Source organism: Pseudomonadota bacterium (genome assembly GCA_039028155.1).
Lineage (GTDB): Bacteria > Pseudomonadota > Alphaproteobacteria > SP197 > SP197 > JANQGO01.
The window spans coordinates 1-14,897 of the sequence record JBCCIS010000083.1 but is presented as its reverse complement, the minus strand read 5'-3'; the positions used below and the strand labels follow the sequence as shown (position 1 = coordinate 14,897).

The 14,897-nt window shown below is 62.8% G+C and carries 15 protein-coding genes; 12 read left to right on the top strand and 3 right to left on the bottom strand.

The genetic code is table 11. The features are described 5' to 3' along the window. Positions 1-359 (top strand): hypothetical protein (locus AAF563_24155; protein ID MEM7124391.1); only part of this gene is annotated, 359 nt, incomplete at its 5' end. Between the two features lie 239 nt (positions 360-598). Here AAF563_24155 and AAF563_24150 read toward each other — a convergent pair. Further along, complete coding sequence (locus AAF563_24150; protein ID MEM7124390.1) at positions 599-1,291, bottom strand: FadR/GntR family transcriptional regulator; 693 nt, start codon at positions 1,289-1,291, stop codon at positions 599-601. A 303-nt stretch (positions 1,292-1,594) separates the two neighbouring features. On the opposite strand from AAF563_24150, the gene AAF563_24145 reads away from it, so the two are divergent. The 11 genes from AAF563_24145 (at position 1,595) to AAF563_24095 (ending at position 13,039) form a co-directional block, all read left to right on the top strand. Next, positions 1,595-2,746 (top strand): cupin domain-containing protein, encoded by a 1,152-nt coding sequence (locus AAF563_24145; GenBank protein ID MEM7124389.1) that lies wholly within the window; start codon positions 1,595-1,597, stop codon positions 2,744-2,746. Between the two features lie 2 nt (positions 2,747-2,748). Beyond that, entirely contained in the window at positions 2,749-3,876 is a 1,128-nt protein-coding gene (locus tag AAF563_24140; protein ID MEM7124388.1) for a hypothetical protein, read from the top strand. A 16-nt stretch (positions 3,877-3,892) separates the two neighbouring features. After that, a complete protein-coding gene (locus AAF563_24135; GenBank protein ID MEM7124387.1) occupies positions 3,893-4,819 on the top strand; it encodes a 3-hydroxyacyl-CoA dehydrogenase NAD-binding domain-containing protein in 927 nt (308 codons plus the stop codon). A 121-nt stretch (positions 4,820-4,940) separates the two neighbouring features. Then, a complete protein-coding gene (locus tag AAF563_24130) occupies positions 4,941-5,993 on the top strand; it encodes a BMP family protein (GenBank protein MEM7124386.1) in 1,053 nt (350 codons plus the stop codon). A gap of 68 nt (positions 5,994-6,061) precedes the next feature. Continuing rightward, positions 6,062-7,678, top strand: coding sequence for an ABC transporter ATP-binding protein (locus AAF563_24125; protein MEM7124385.1), 1,617 nt, complete (start codon positions 6,062-6,064; stop codon positions 7,676-7,678). Further along, on the top strand, positions 7,675-8,766 hold the full coding sequence (locus AAF563_24120) for an ABC transporter permease (GenBank protein MEM7124384.1): 1,092 nt from the start codon (positions 7,675-7,677) through the stop codon (positions 8,764-8,766). The genes AAF563_24125 and AAF563_24120 overlap by 4 nt, the downstream gene beginning before the upstream one ends. 16 nt (positions 8,767-8,782) lie before the next feature. Then, positions 8,783-9,706 (top strand): ABC transporter permease, encoded by a 924-nt coding sequence (locus AAF563_24115; protein MEM7124383.1) that lies wholly within the window; start codon positions 8,783-8,785, stop codon positions 9,704-9,706. A 32-nt stretch (positions 9,707-9,738) separates the two neighbouring features. Further along, positions 9,739-10,554, top strand: coding sequence for an N-acyl homoserine lactonase family protein (locus tag AAF563_24110; protein ID MEM7124382.1), 816 nt, complete (start codon positions 9,739-9,741; stop codon positions 10,552-10,554). A gap of 24 nt (positions 10,555-10,578) precedes the next feature. After that, positions 10,579-11,322 (top strand): SDR family NAD(P)-dependent oxidoreductase, encoded by a 744-nt coding sequence (locus AAF563_24105; protein ID MEM7124381.1) that lies wholly within the window; start codon positions 10,579-10,581, stop codon positions 11,320-11,322. Positions 11,323-11,439: 117 nt separating this feature from the next. After that, entirely contained in the window at positions 11,440-12,621 is a 1,182-nt protein-coding gene (locus tag AAF563_24100; GenBank protein MEM7124380.1) for an alanine--glyoxylate aminotransferase family protein, read from the top strand. Continuing rightward, positions 12,596-13,039 carry a hypothetical protein gene (locus AAF563_24095; protein MEM7124379.1) on the top strand — a complete coding sequence of 148 codons (444 nt, stop codon included), beginning with the start codon at positions 12,596-12,598 and terminating at the stop codon, positions 13,037-13,039. Before AAF563_24100 ends, AAF563_24095 begins: the two co-directional genes overlap by 26 nt. A gap of 175 nt (positions 13,040-13,214) precedes the next feature. Here the strand turns inward: AAF563_24095 and AAF563_24090 are convergent, their stop codons facing one another. Beyond that, positions 13,215-14,081, bottom strand: a complete 867-nt coding sequence (locus AAF563_24090; GenBank protein ID MEM7124378.1) for a CmcJ/NvfI family oxidoreductase — start codon at positions 14,079-14,081, stop codon at positions 13,215-13,217. Positions 14,082-14,261: 180 nt separating this feature from the next. Beyond that, the coding region (gene pdxA / locus AAF563_24085) for a 4-hydroxythreonine-4-phosphate dehydrogenase PdxA (protein MEM7124377.1) at positions 14,262-14,897 on the bottom strand (636 nt) is incomplete at its 5' end.

Genomic DNA, 14,897 nt, shown 5'->3' with positions numbered 1-14,897 from the left:
GCTCCGGCGGTCACGGCGGCTCAGGCGGTCACGGAGGCTCCGGCGGCCACGGTGGCTCAGGCGGCTCAGGCGGTCACGGAGGCTCCGGCGGCCACGGTGGCTCAGGCGGCTCAGGCGGTCACGGAGGCTCCGGCGGCTCAGGCGGTCACGGCGGCTCAGGCGGCTCAGGCGGCCACGGCGGCTCAGGCGGTCACGGCGGCTCCGACGGCAAGGGCGGCTCCGGCGGTCATGGCGGCTCCGGCGGTCATGGCGGCTCCGGCGGTCATGGCGGCTCCGACGGTAAGGGCGGCAAGGGCGGCAAGGGCGGTTCCGACGGCAAGGGCGGCTCCGACGGCAAGGGCGGCAAAGGAAAGAGCTGAGTGAGTTAAGGGAAAAGATACGAGGGCTGTCTTAACCAACAACAACGCCCTCACCTAAACTGAGCGGCCCATGCGCTAATCCCTCCATTAGCATGGGCCGCTTTTCTTATGGCAAATCGGCCAGTTCAGACTGTGTCTGATGTCACAAGCGGACGGCTTCCAGGCACGTGTGTTCTCGCCGCCTACCGACAAACCTATCTTTCCGTGTGGCTTGCCCCACATTTGACCGCATTAGGCGATCAGTCGACGGGGTCGGCTGACGGGAACATCTTCTCGGCGATATGAGCCTGTACGTCGCTTAAATGGCTATACATGACCTGGTGGGCCCGGTCGCCATCGCGCGCGGCAATCGCCTGGACCAATTCGACATGCAGGCCCGCGTAAAGGGCCTGGCGGTTAAAGCACCGCGCGTTCTCATCAAGGTTCGACCACGAAGCATCGCGGCGAACATCGGCCAGCGCATCATAGATAGACAGGAACAAGACGTTGCGTGCCGCCTCCGCGACCTTGCGGTGAAACGCCGCATCGGCCCTTTCATAAGTCGCCGCGTCTTCGGCGGTCCTCGTCTGGTCGGCCAGCCTGGTCAGGCGCTCGATATCGCAACGTGACGCGCGAACGCTTGCCAGGCGCGCCATCACCGGTTCGATAGCGAGGCGAACCTCCATCACTTCGATCGGATTGGTGTGTTCGAAGGTCTGCTCAAGCTGACCGACATGGCTCGACGTTGGTTGGGCGATAAACGTCCCGCGTCCCTGACGGCGCAGGATGCGGCCCTCCTGCTCCAAGGCGCTCAGCGCCTTGCGCAAGGTGCGTCTACCAACCCCCAGATCGCCGGCCAGAACACGTTCCGGCGGCAGTCGTCCGCTCTGGCTCAGTTCGCCGCTGGCAAGCAGATCCCGCAACGTCGTCAACGTTGATTCGTAACGTTCCATGTGCGCTTGGCCCCCGCCAGCCGCCGGTTGGAATGAAGACCAAAGGTCCCACATTGGTTCCGCCCTTGCAAGCGCCATATCCGAAACACCGTATTGTCGACGAGCCTTATGCGTAACCTTGCATACACGGCGTCCCGTCACGCGTTCACCATATCCGAAGCCGGGTCCGTCGGGCGAAGCGTTTGACCGGCGGTAACCCAATGGTTACTGTTTGGTTCGGGGCGCACAACATCGGCGAGCCTAGGCGCCGGTCGGCAAAAAACAGGTCATCCTCCGAGCCTACGGAGGAGCGGAGCGGGAACCGTGTCAACACAGTCGTCGGATACCAGGCAGGACAATCTGCAATCAGCGCTCGATGCGCTTCATGAGGATGTCGAGCGTCTCAGCATGGCGCCGTTTTGGGCGGTCGATACCAGCGCCAACCACGACGAGGACCGGCAGGTCCAAGACAAGAAAAAAGCGATCCCCCACGTCTGGCGCTACAAGGATCAGATCGAGCCCCTGCTTTACCGATCGGCTGAGTTGATCACCACGCAATCATCGGAGCGCCGCTCGCTGATCCTGGTCAATCCCGGCCTGGCGCCACGCCGCGCGTCGGTCTCAACCATGTACACGGCCTACCGATTGAACGATCCCAACGAGATCATGCCGCCGCACCGCCACTCGCCCAACGCCATCCGTTTCGGCCTGACCGGCACCATGAACTTCACCGGCGTCGAGGGCGAGAACATCACCTTTGGCCCCGGCGACATGGTGCTGACGCCCCACGACACCTGGCACAACCACGGCAACCAGGGCGACGAACCGGCGATCAATTTGAGCGTCCTGGACCTGCCCCTGGTCGAAACGCTGAATGCGACCTATTTCGAGCATGACTACACGGAAGAAGAGGAAGGCGAGCGGGTGCGCAAGGAAGTGCAGTCCGAGCGGTTCCCATCCGACTACAGCCAGCACATCTATGGCCAAGGTGGCCTCCGGCCGCGCTTTGTCAGCCATCACCGCGGCACGGGCAACGCTTCGCCCATGTACGTCTACCGCTGGGAGATGATGCGCGAACTTCTGGAGAGTTTCCGCGACTGGGACGGCGATCCCTATGAGGCCATCACCATCGAATACGTCGATCCGACAAACGGCCTGCCGGTCTTCAAGACCATCACCTTCTTTGCCCAGATGCTGCGTCCCGGTGAAAAGACGCGGCCGATGAAGCAGAACGCGAGCCTGCTGTGCGCGCCCATCGAAGGCAGCGGACACAGCATCATCGACGGCACCCGGATCGACTGGGAACAGTTCGACACGTTCGCGGTGCCTGGCGGTGCCTGGACCGAACACGTCAACGGATCCGACAGCGCGCCGGCGGTTCTGTTTGTGGCCAGCGACGAGCCGACGCTCAAAGCGCTCTCCCTCTACCAGAAGCACGGCAGGACCGAGGCCGGCGACATCGTCAGGCTGGCCTGACCGTGGCGCGCGCTCTCAATACCGAACGGATCGGCCATATCGACTGCCCCGGCGGCGGTCAGGTCTGGGTCGACGGCACGACGCTCTACGTCGGCCATATGCGTCATCCCAGCGGCACCAGCATCTATGACGTCGCCGATCCCAAGAACCCGAAACTGTTGCGCCATATCGAGATCCCCGATGGCTGGCATTCCCACAAGGTGCGCGCCGCCAACGGGCTGATGGTCGTAAACCACGAACGCTTGGGCCAAGGCGCCAACAGCGAGTTCGGCGGTGGCCTCGGCATCTATGACGTCGAAGACCCGTCCGAGCCGAAGCTGATCACCAAATGGCTGACCCACGGCAAGGGCGTGCACCGTTACGATTTTGACGGCCGCTATGCCTATATCTCACCGACCGCCGAGGGTTATGTCGGCAACATCGTGATGATCCTTGACCTCGCCAATCCGGCCGAGCCGGAGGAAGTAGGGCGCTGGTGGATTCCCGGCCAGTGGGAAGCCGGCGGCGAAGAGTACCCGTGGAACGAATGGGTGCCGCCGCGTTGCCATCATCCGCTGCGCGTCGGCGACCGGCTCTATGTCAGCTATTGGCACCACGGGTTCTTCATTCTCGATATCGCCGATATGACACAGCCCAAGCTGGTCTCCGGCGTCAACACGTCGCCGTCCTTCCCGCACCCCACGCACACCTGCTTGAAAATGCCGGGGCATCTGAAAGGGCGCGATATCATGGTGGTGGCCGACGAAGACGTCGCCAAGCTGTGGCCATCGGCACCGGCCTTCACCTGGGTCTACGACATCACCAACGAGCGCAATCCCTCGGCGATCGCGACATTCCAGGTCGAAGGGCTCGACACCGACGGCGCGCCCCAGCCGCCGATGATGGGTTGCCATCAGCCGTCCGAACGCTTCACCGGCACCATCCTGCCGTTCGCCTGGTTCGCGCAAGGCTTGCGGCTTGTAGACTTTGCCGATCCCTTCCAGCCCCGCGAAGTCGGCTTTTATGCCGCCGATCCGCCGGATGGTCATGATCAAGCGTCGTCCAACGACGTGACGATCGACGATCGCGGCCTGATTTACCTGATCGACCGGCAGCGCGGCGTCGACATTATCGAAACCAGCGTGTTTTGAGGCGAGGTTTCGGGAGATGACGCGCGCAGCCCTAATCGGCCTCGGCACCATGGGACCAGGTATCGCGGCGACACTGGCGCGCGCCGGCATGGCCGTCTCCTGTTATGACGTCAGCGGCGCGGCGCGTGACAACGCGCTGACGCAGATAGCCGCGGCCGACGACGTTCTGACCCGTCTCGACATGCCGGACCGCAGCAATGGTGCCAAGGTCGACATTGGCGAGAGCCTGGCAGCGTGTGTCGACGGCGCCGATCTCGTCATCGAAAACGTGCCGGAGAATCTCGAGATTAAAGCGAGCCTGTTTCGCGAACTCGGCAGCCTGGTCAGCGCCGATTGTGTTGTCGCGTCCGACACCTCGGGCATTCCGATCAGCGCGCTACAAAAGAACATCTCCGCGCCCGGCCGGGTCGTCGGCATGCATTGGTCGAACCCGCCGCACATCATCCCGATTATTGAGGTCATTGCCGGGGACGAAACGAGCGAGGGAACGGTTACCTGGATGGTCCAGACCATCAAGCAGCTCGGTTTGAAACCGGTGGTCGTCAAAAAGGACGTGCCCGGCTTTGTCGAGAACCGCGTGCTCTATGCCCTGATGCGCGAATGTGTCGATCTGGTCGACCAGGGTGTGATCGATGCCGAGGCTCTGGATACCTGCGTCTCCTGGGGCATCGGCTACAAGCTCTCGGTGATCGGGCCGATGGCGCTGCTCGATGTCGCGGGCCTGGACATCTACCAAGCCGTCGGCAGCTACCTCAACAAGGACCTCTCCGCGCGCGCCGATGTCAGCGATTATGTCAGCGCCAAGACCGATCAAGGCAAGCTGGGCATGAAAACGGGCGGCGGAATCTATGACTACACGCCCGACAGGATTGCCACCTTAAGGGCCGAAAGGGCCGCTAAGCTTGTCGCGGTGCGCAAGATACTCGACAGTCAGGGCCCATGAAGGTGTTTGAAGTGAAGGCCATGACCATGCAGCATCAAGATCACGTACTAGGCCGTTCGGATCCAGCGGCCGGATATGATGGTGCGGGGACGTTGGATCCAAGTTGCAAGGGAGGAAGATGATGAGATCTTTCGTTGGAAAACTGTTCGCGGCGACCGGCGCTCTTGCCGTCGGCGCGGTGATGACGCTCTCCGCCGCCTCAGCGGACGACGTCACCAGCATCGCCATTCTGGTGCCCGAGGAAGGCACCGATTTCGGTTGGAACCAGCAGGGCGTCGACGCGGCCCGCGAGGTCGCCGAGACCTATGGCATCGAGTTCATTCCGGCCGAAGGCCTGGGTTATGGCGACGTGCGTCCGACCTTGCGCGAACTGGCCGAGGACGGCGCCAGTCTGATGATCGCGCATGCCAGTGGTTACAACACCGCGGCCCCAGAGATCGCCGAGGAAACCGGCGTTCCCGTCGCCATCGTCGACAGCCCGGATGCGATCAAGGAAGGCCTAATCGCCGACTACACGCTGTCCGGTCATGATGGCGCCTATCTGGCCGGCCGCCTGGCCGCCAAGCTGACGCGCACCGGCACGGTCGGCATCGTCGTTTCCGGCGAGCCGCCGTCCTGGAACTCTCAGTCGGCTGGCTTCGCCCAGGGCGTCAAGGCTGAGAACAGCGACGTCAACATCATCTATGCCATCATCGGTCCGGCCGCCTATTCCGACGTGGCCGGCGGCAACCGGGTGACAGGAACTGTCATCGCGGCCGGCGCCGACATCATCTTCGGTCAGGGCAACGGCTCCAGCTTCGGCATGATCGAAGCGGTCGAAACGACACCGGCGACTGATGGCGGCAAGGTGTGGTTCATCGACGTCATCGGCGACAAGTCCAGCCTGGACAAAGGCCACCTGCTGACCTCGGTCATGTGGAACATGGCGCCGGTCTATAGCGCCATGGTCGAAGACCTGAACAACGGCACCTTCGGTACGGTGGGTTATGCCATCAAGCTCGACGATGACTCCGTCAAGCTGCTGCAGACCGACCATATTCCGGCCGAGATGTGGACCGAATTGATGGTCATCCGCGACGGCATCGTCTCCGGTGATGTGACCGTCGATGAAATCTATGATGCCCAGGACGTCCGCGCCTTGATGAACCAAGTCGAAGAAGCGCCTGAGGAATAAGGTAACAAAGGAAGGTACCATGGCGGCGGGGACGGCATTGGCAATGTCCTCGCCGCCTGGACCACGCGATGGAAGGTTCGGAAAACGCCGCAAGCCCTTACGCACGCCATACCGGTGATCCCACACCGGCCGTTGCGCTTCGGGGTATCTCCAAGAGCTTTCCCGGCGTCATCGCCAACAACGACATATCTCTCGATTTCAACCCGGGCGAAATTCACGTCCTCTTAGGCGAGAACGGCGCCGGCAAGTCGACCCTGATCGGCATCCTTGCAGGCATGCAGCAGCCGGACGAGGGCACGATCGCCATCGCCGGACGCACCGTGCGGCTGAGCTCTCCGCGCGAGAGCCTGGACCTGGGTGTCGGCACCGTCTTCCAGCATGTCCTTTTGGTGCCGAGCCTGACGGTGATCGAGAATTTGATGCTGGGCGGCGCGTGGCATCAACGCCTTGACCGGAACACGGCCCTAAAACGCTTTGATGATCTGAAACGCGTGCTCTCCGTCGACATCGACCCGGATGCGCCGGTTGGACGCTTGTCGCTTGGTCAGCAGCAACAGGTGGAGATCATGCGCGCGCTGTGGCGTGGCGGCAGCGTGCTCGTTCTGGACGAGCCGACATCCATGCTAACCCCCCAGGGCGTCAAGGAACTGGGCGAGGTCATGAAGCGCCTGCGCGATGAAGGTGTCGCGATCATCTTCATAACCCACAAGCTCGCTGAGGCCTTTGCCTTCGGCGACCGTATCTCGGTCTTGCGCCTGGGCCGCCTGGTCGGCCAGATCGGACCTGAGCGCCTCGCCACCATGAACGAGCAGGAGGCAACGGCCGAGATCATTCAGCTGATGTTCGAAGGCGGCGGTGACGCCAGCGATATCGAGACCCTGGTCGAAGAGGGCCACGCCCGGCGCCGTGCCAATCCGGTTGACCAGTCGGTTTCGCCGTCCATCACGGTCAGTGGCCTGACCACCGAAGGCGAGCCCGGTGAGTGCACGCTGGACAATGTCGGTTTCGATGTTCGGCCAAGCGAGATCCTGGGCATCGCAGGAGTCGACGGTAACGGGCAGAAACACCTGGCCGAAGCGCTTGCCGGCCAGCGTGCGTGCAGCGGCGGGCGCATCGACGTGTTCGGCACCAACGTCACGCGCCTTGACGTCGCTGCCCGCGAGGCGCTTGGTTTGCGCTACGTCACCGATGAACGACTCGACGAAGGCACCGTCGCCGGCATGTCGGTCGCCACCAATCTGCTTTTGAAGGAGATCGGGCGGGCACCCTACTGGACCTCCGGGATCAGCCGGTGGGACAAGATTAACCGCCACGGTCGCGAACTCATCGCGCGCTACGATATCCGCACGCCATCGGAGCACACGCCGATTGGGCGGCTTTCCGGCGGCAACATCCAAAAGGCGCTTCTGGCGCGCGAGCTTTCCGGCAACGCGCGGGTCGTTATCTACAACAAACCGACCTATGGCCTGGACCTGCACAACACGCGTCTGGCGCGTGAGAGGATTCTGGAAGGTTCCGCAAACGGCCTGACCACCATTTTGATATCCAACGAGCTGGACGAGTTGATCGAACTCGCTGACCGGATCGCGGTCCTGCATCAAGGCCGCATGACAGGCATCGTCGACAACGCCGACGATGCCATTTCACGTATCGGCCGCTTGATGACGGGGGCCAAAGCGGCATGACCAGCCAGGCCGAACCCGCGCCGACGCCGGTCAACGCGCCGCTGCCCGTCGCGCGTGGACGCCAGATGGCATCAGCCGCGGGACGCCTTCTGCTGCCGATTCTGCTGGCGCTGATTGTCGGCGCCATGATCCTGCTGATCCTCGGCAAGGATCCGCTGGCCTATTATGGTTATGTCGTCGAACGCGGCCTCTTCCGTTGGACCGGCCTGCAGGCGACGCTGACCCGCGCGGCGCCGTTGCTGCTGATCGCCGCCGGCCTGATCATCGCGTTCAAGGCCGGCATCTGGAACCTGGGCGTCGATGGCCAGTTTCTGCTTGGCGCGGTCCTCATCGCCGCCGTCTCGCCGATGCTAATCGCGACCCTGCCCTATTGGATCGCGATCCTTGCCTGTTTCGCCATTGCCTTCGCCGTCGGCATGGTGTGGTCTGTGGTGCCGGCGTTCCTGAAGGCGGTCTACGGCGTCAACGAAATCATCACGACACTGATGATGTCGTTCCTGGGCGTCAGTCTCGCCAACGTGCTGATCAAGATCCCATTCAACGATCCCTCGACGACCGTGCCGCAGACGGTGACGTTGCCGGTCGAGGACCGCCTGCCGCGCTTGTTCGATACCACCGTCCACAGCGGCATCATCATCGCGTTGATCGTCATCGTGCTGGTGCATCTCATGATGACCCGCACGTCACTGGGCCTGAAGCTGCAGGTTGTCGGTTCAAACCCGCGTGCCGCTGTCCATGCCGGCCTTGACGTGGTCAAGCTAACCTTCGTGACGTTCGCGTTGAGCGCCGGTCTCGCCGGCCTCGCCGGCTCGGTCGAGATCCTGGGGGTCTGGGGCAATGTGCGGGCGGATTGGAACCCCGCCTATGGCATGTTGGTAATCCCAATCGTCTTCCTGGCGCGCTTCAACGGCCTCGCCGTGATCGGCCTGATCCTGTTCTTCGCGGTCCTGATGATTGGCGGCGAGAGCGCGGCGCGCCGTGTCGGCGTGCCGCAGTTCTACGTGCTCGTCCTGGTGGCGTTGTTGTTGATCTTCATGGCGCTCGTAGAGCTGCTCGGCCAGCGCTGGCGTCAGCGTACGAAGGCCTGACGCCATGCAGATGCTGATGACAGAGCAATTCCTGACCGCGCTGCTGCTGGGCGCGGTCGTCGCAGGCGTGCCGCTTCTTCTGGCCGGCCTGGGCGAGCAGATCTCCGAAAAGGCGGGCGTCCTCAACATCGGCATTGAAGGCATGATGCTGTGCGGCGCCTATGGCGGTTTCGTCGCGGCCTACTACACCGAGTCCTATTGGCTCGGTTTCCTTGCCGGCGGGCTGTCAGGCATGGCGGTCGCACTCTTGATGGCGATCCTGTGCGTCTATCTAGCCATGAACCAGATCGTCATCGGGATCGGCCTGACCCTGGGCGCCGAGGGGCTGACAGCGCTGCTACACCATTTCCAGTTCAGCCGCACGTATCCCCGCCTGGGCGAGACACCGACGCTGCCGATCCCGATCTTAAGCGAGCTTCCGGTTGTCGGCCGTGTGCTATTCGACCATCACCCCGTCGTCTACCTGACCGTGATCTTGATGTTCGCCTTGATTTGGGTGTTCAAACGCACATCGGTCGGCCTCAACCTGCAGGCGGCGGGCGACAAACCGGCGGCGCTTGACGCGGCGGGCGTCAGCGTGCGCCTGACGCGGGCCTGCGCGGTCCTGACCACCGGTTTTCTGGCCGGCATTGGCGGTGCCTACATGGCCAATGTCGGCGCCGGGATCTTTGTGCCATTCATGATCCATGGCGGTGGCTTCATCGCCATCGTTCTGGCCATGCTGGCGCGCGGCAAACCGATCTGGGTCGGTTTTGGCGCGCTGCTTTTCGGCCTGAGCCTGGCGCTGACGACCGCACTTCAGGTCGCCGGTCTCAACATTCCGACTGATGTCGTCCAGATGCTGCCGTTCGGCATGGTGATCGTCGTGCTGATCATCTTTGCCCGGCACAGCTATCTGCCACCGTCGCTCGGTCTGCCCTACTTGCGCGGTCAACGCTGAAAAACACGGAAACAAGAAGGAGGAGAGTCTTCATGTCTGACACCAAGGTCTACCTGCTTGATGGCGGCACATTGGTCATCGACGGGTTCCACGCGTTTTGGAACCGCGGGCCGGGCGGCGAGCTGCGCTTTCCCTGCTACGCCGTCCTGATCGAACACGCCGACGGTCTCTATATCTTCGACACCGGCTACGACCACGCCCACGTCATGGACGTTCTGCCGTTCGAAAAACCGCTGCAGACGCCGGAACAGACGATCCCCGGTGCACTGGCGAAGATCGGCAAGAAGCCGTCGGACATCAACTATGTCATCAACTCGCACTATCACTTCGACCATTGCGGCGGGAACAAACACCTGACCACGGCGTGCACCGTATGCCACACCAAGGAGTTGGAGGCCTGCGAGTGTTTCCAGCCGTTTGAGGGGCTCGGCTATTCGGATCTGAGTTTCGATTCCGACCTGGAAGCCAAGCGCGACGCCAAGGCCGGCAAGACACCGGCCGAACCGCCATTGGACATCTATACGCCGAAATACGAGACCGTTACCGGCGATCAGGAGATCGCCAAGGGGCTGTGGCTGTTTGAGACGCCGGGCCACACGGCCGGCCACTACAGCATGATGGTCGAACTGGCCAATCGCCGGCCGATGCTGTTCACGGCGGATGCCTGCTACAGCCAGAAGAACATGGATCTCATGTGCATCTCCAGCTTCCACCTGGACCCGGTGGCAAGCCTGCAGTCGATGGTGAAGCTGAAAGAGATCGCCGAGAAGTACGATGCCGAGATGTTCTATTCCCACGACCCCGAGAGCTTCGGCAAGTACCTGCAGGCACCGGGGTTCTACTCCTGACGCCGCGAAAACAGGGAGGACACGATGAAGAGATTTAAGGGACGTGTCGCCATCGTAACCGGCTCTGCCCAGGGCATTGGGCGTGCGATTGCCGACCGATTGAGCAGCGAAGCCGCCATAGTCTGCTACGCTGATATCAATGGCGATGGCGCGGCCGCAGCCGCTAAGGAAGCGGACGGCGGCAGAGCCTTTGCGGTCGGATGCGATATCGGTGAGCCGGAGTCCGTCGCGGCCCTACACAAAGCAGTCGTTGACAAACACGGCAAGCTCGACGTCCTGGTCAATGCTGCGGCCATTGTGCCGTTCGTACCGTGGGACGATCTGACATTTGACGAGTGGCGACGAGTCATGCGCGTCAATCTCGACGGCTGTTTCCTGATGTGCCGCGAGGCAATCGCGTTGATGCGGGAGAACGGCTACGGCCGGATCGTCAACATCTCATCGAACTCGATCTTCGCCGGCACGCCGAACATGGCCCACTACGTCGCGTCAAAGGGTGGCATCCTCGCGTTCGGACGCGCGCTTGCCACCGAGCTTGGCGCCGACAAGATTACCGTCAACTCGGTCTGTCCCGGCCTGACCGACACAGAAGGTGTCCAGACTACGCCGCACAAGGATGCCTTCGACTTTGTCGAGATGCTGCAGGCGATCAAGGGTCACGGCACGCCGCAGGATATTGTGCCTGCGGTCGCCTTTTTGGCTTCTGAGGAGGCGCATTGGATCACCGGCCAGGCGCTTGCTGTCGATGCCGGCATGATCCGCTGGTAAGATCGATCTAACCAAGGCGCGCCGATGGCGGCGTGCACCGGAGCGGATTTACGTGCCTTGACGAAATCGCGAAGCGATTTCATTAGAACAGGATCTGCTCAAAGGGAGGACCCGTCCATGAGTGGCATCAAGGTCAAGGAACCCGTCATTACGCTGACATCGGGCCCGGCAGCCGCCTATCCGCGCGTCCTGCGGGCGATGTCGACACCGGTTCATTACGACTACGACCCCTACTTCCAGGCGTTCTATGAGGAGGTCGCGCGCAAGACGGCAAAGGCCATGCGCGTCGATGAACCGGCGCTTTTGCTCCACGCCGAACCAGCCGTCGGCATCGAGGCGGCCGCGGCCTGTCTGATCGCCCGCGACGACGTTGTCCTGGGACTGGCGTCCGGTGTCTACGGCAAAGGATTCGGCTACTGGGCTCTGCGTTACTGCAAGGAACTCGTCGAGATCGAGGTACCCTACAACGAGGCGATCGATCCCCAGTCGGTCGAGGACATGATGACCAAGCGGCCCGACATCAAGATCGTGTCCGTGGTGCATCACGACACGCCTTCGGGCACGCTTAATCCGCTAAACGAAATCGGCGAGATCGTGCGGGCGCATGACGGACTGCTGATCGTCGACGCCGTGTCGTCGTTCGGCGGCATGGATGTGCACCCCGATGACTGCCATGCCGATGTCTTCATCACCGGTCCCGGTAAGTGTCTGGGCGGACCGCCGGGCGTCACGATCATGGCGGTCAGCGAGCGCGCCTGGGATCACATGGCCGCCAACAAGGATGGGCCGACCGCCTCTGTTCTCAGCCTGACCGACTGGAGGAACGCGTGGAGCAAGGACCACGACTTTCCCTTCACGCCGTCGGTATCGGAGGTCAACGGCCTGGACGCGGTGATCGACAACTACCTGGAAGAAGGCGCGGAGTCGGTCTGGGCCCGTCACGACCTGACCGCGCGCGCCTGCCGTGCCGGCGTCAAGGCCATGGGTCTGGAGCTGTGGGCGGCGCGCGAGGAGATCGCCGCGCCGACGACGACGGCGGTCAAGGTACCCGACGGTTTTGAGGACAACGAAATCCGCGCGACGGCGCGCGAGCTCTACGGTGTCGTCTTCTCCGCAGGCCGCGCCGAGACCGAGGGCAAGCTGATCCGCATAGGTCATATGGGTCCGACCGCCGAGCCGATCTATGCGGTCGTCGCCATTTCGGCCCTCGGCGGCGCCTTGCGCAAGCTGGGCCACAACGCCGACGTCAACGCAGGCCTGGAAGCGACCATGGATGTCATCGCCGCTGCCCATGCCTGAGCGGTGGCGCCGGTGGGCTGTGTTCATCGGTGCCTTGTCATTGAGCTTCCTGGTGTCGTTAGGCGCACAGGCCGGCGGCGACGATGGCGACACGCTTGTCGACCTTGATCTGATCAATGGCGACGGTCAGTCCCTGCGCTGCGTGACCGTGCTCGCCCATTTCGTGTCGTTGCCGGACCTGACAATCGAACCCGGCGCGTCTCTTCGTGTCAGCTACTTTCGTGGCGCCGACGACGGCACGCTCTATATCCTGCGCGACGACGGTCGCCGGATGATGGTCGAGAACCTGCTGTGCGGCAGGACCGATGACTGGGATGCCACGCGTGGCGAGGTCCCGCTTCTGGATGTCAGGGCCTCGGCCTCGCCGCATATGGTGATGACCTGCCAGGTGGCCGGCCGCCTCCAATGCACACTTTGACGTTTCCCTCCCCCCTTGAGGGAGAGGGTTGCGCAGGCTTGGGCGCATCAGCGCCCTAGGCGAAGCTGGGTGAGGGGGAGCAACGTCGACGACCGCACCGTGTCTTTTCTTGTGCGCTCGCGCGCAGCCCCCTCACCCCAGCCCTCTCCCTCAAGGGGAGAGGGAGATTTCGACGTTAGGTCGCGAACGACACTATGGCACGGACCTCGATACTTTCGCGCGGCGGCGCGTTGCGATCGGCCAAATCAAAAGCCGTGTGCGGCGAGAACCGGGCGCGGCCGTCATGGGCTGAGTCGTAGCCCTTGATCAGCAGCACCTCATTGGCCGTCATCTCGGGTGCGTAGAACCAGCGTTGCCCTGGGCTGTACGTGGTGTGATAGATCTCGCCGACGCGATCGGGATAGACCAGATCAACAGCCACGAGATCGCTAGGCAAGACCGACTGCGCGTCGGCCAGGGCGAGCGGCTTGGACCGCACGGGTCCGCGCAACGGCCGCCACACGTTGATCTGGGCAAAGCGGCCGGCAAGCCAGGCTTCGGCTTCGTCGGCCGGCAACAGATCGCGCACGCGCTGGGGCCCCGACTTTTCGGTGTAGTCGTTGTGCACCATCTTGACCGGCGTGCGGTGACCGGCCGCCTCATTGTCCTCTGTTTCGATGCGGACCGTGTGGTCGAAGATGACGACATTTGTCGCACCGGTCTCCGCCTTGATCAGGCGCTCGATCTCGTCGTTGTAGACGTCGCGAATCTGGTCTTCATCCAGGAAGTCGGTTACCGCCGTCGGCACCTCGCGCAGCGCGAAACCTTCGACATCCAGGGTCGGGTCGATTGCGCGCATGTCACGGATTGGCAGGCGCACGTTCTGATAGGTTCCCGTCCGTTCGAAACCGTCGACGCCATTGCGGTAGATGCTCACCGGCTCGGGGCTGTTGGGATCGAGGAAGACCAGTTCGCCTTCGACGGTCCGGTTCGCTACCACCGTCTGCGCGGGGCGGATCTGGTGATCAAAGTGGGAAATCGGGCTGACCTGGGCCAGGCTCATGTCTCTCTCCGTGTTGGCTCCCGACGTTCGCCTCCATGTGCGGTCGGGATGAGTGCGGCTTCCCTCAAGGTGGGCCGCGGCACGGCAGCGACAAACGACGATTACTCAGCATCGATTTAGATTTTCTAATTAGAACCAGCTCCGAATCGCTGAAATCAGCGCACTTCGCCTTAGTCTGCCTCAGACGGCCCGCACCCCGGCCATTTGAGCCGCCTGCTCAATGGCGACCCGCATGCTGCGGTGGTCGGCCTTGCCGGTTCCCGCGATGTCGAACGCGGTCCCGTGGTCAACGCTCGCCCTGACAAACGGCAACCCGACGGTCACGTTCACACCCTCGTCGATCCCCAGATACTTGACCGGGATCAGCCCCTGGTCGTGGTACTGGGCGACGACGATGTCGAAGCGCCCCTGGCGGGCCTGCATGAAAACCGTGTCGCCCGGCCACGGCCCGCTGCAGTCGATCCCTTCGTCGCGCGCCATCTGAACGGCGGGCGCGATGATGGCATCGTCCTCGGAACCGAACTGGCCGTTCTCGCCAGCATGGGGATTCAAGCCGGCGACGGCGACACGTGGCTTCGCAACGCCAAGATCGCGCGCCGCCTGATCGGCCAGCCGAATGGTCGTGAGTTCCTTCTCAATCGTCAGCATGTCGATGGCGTCGCGCAACGACACGTGAATGGTGACGAGGATGACGCGCAGCTCGTTGTTGAACAGCATCATCGCGTAGTCGCTGGCGCCTGAATGGTCGGCCAGCATCTCCGTATGACCGGGATAGGGCACACCGGCCAGCTTCAACGACTCCTTGTTGATGGGCGC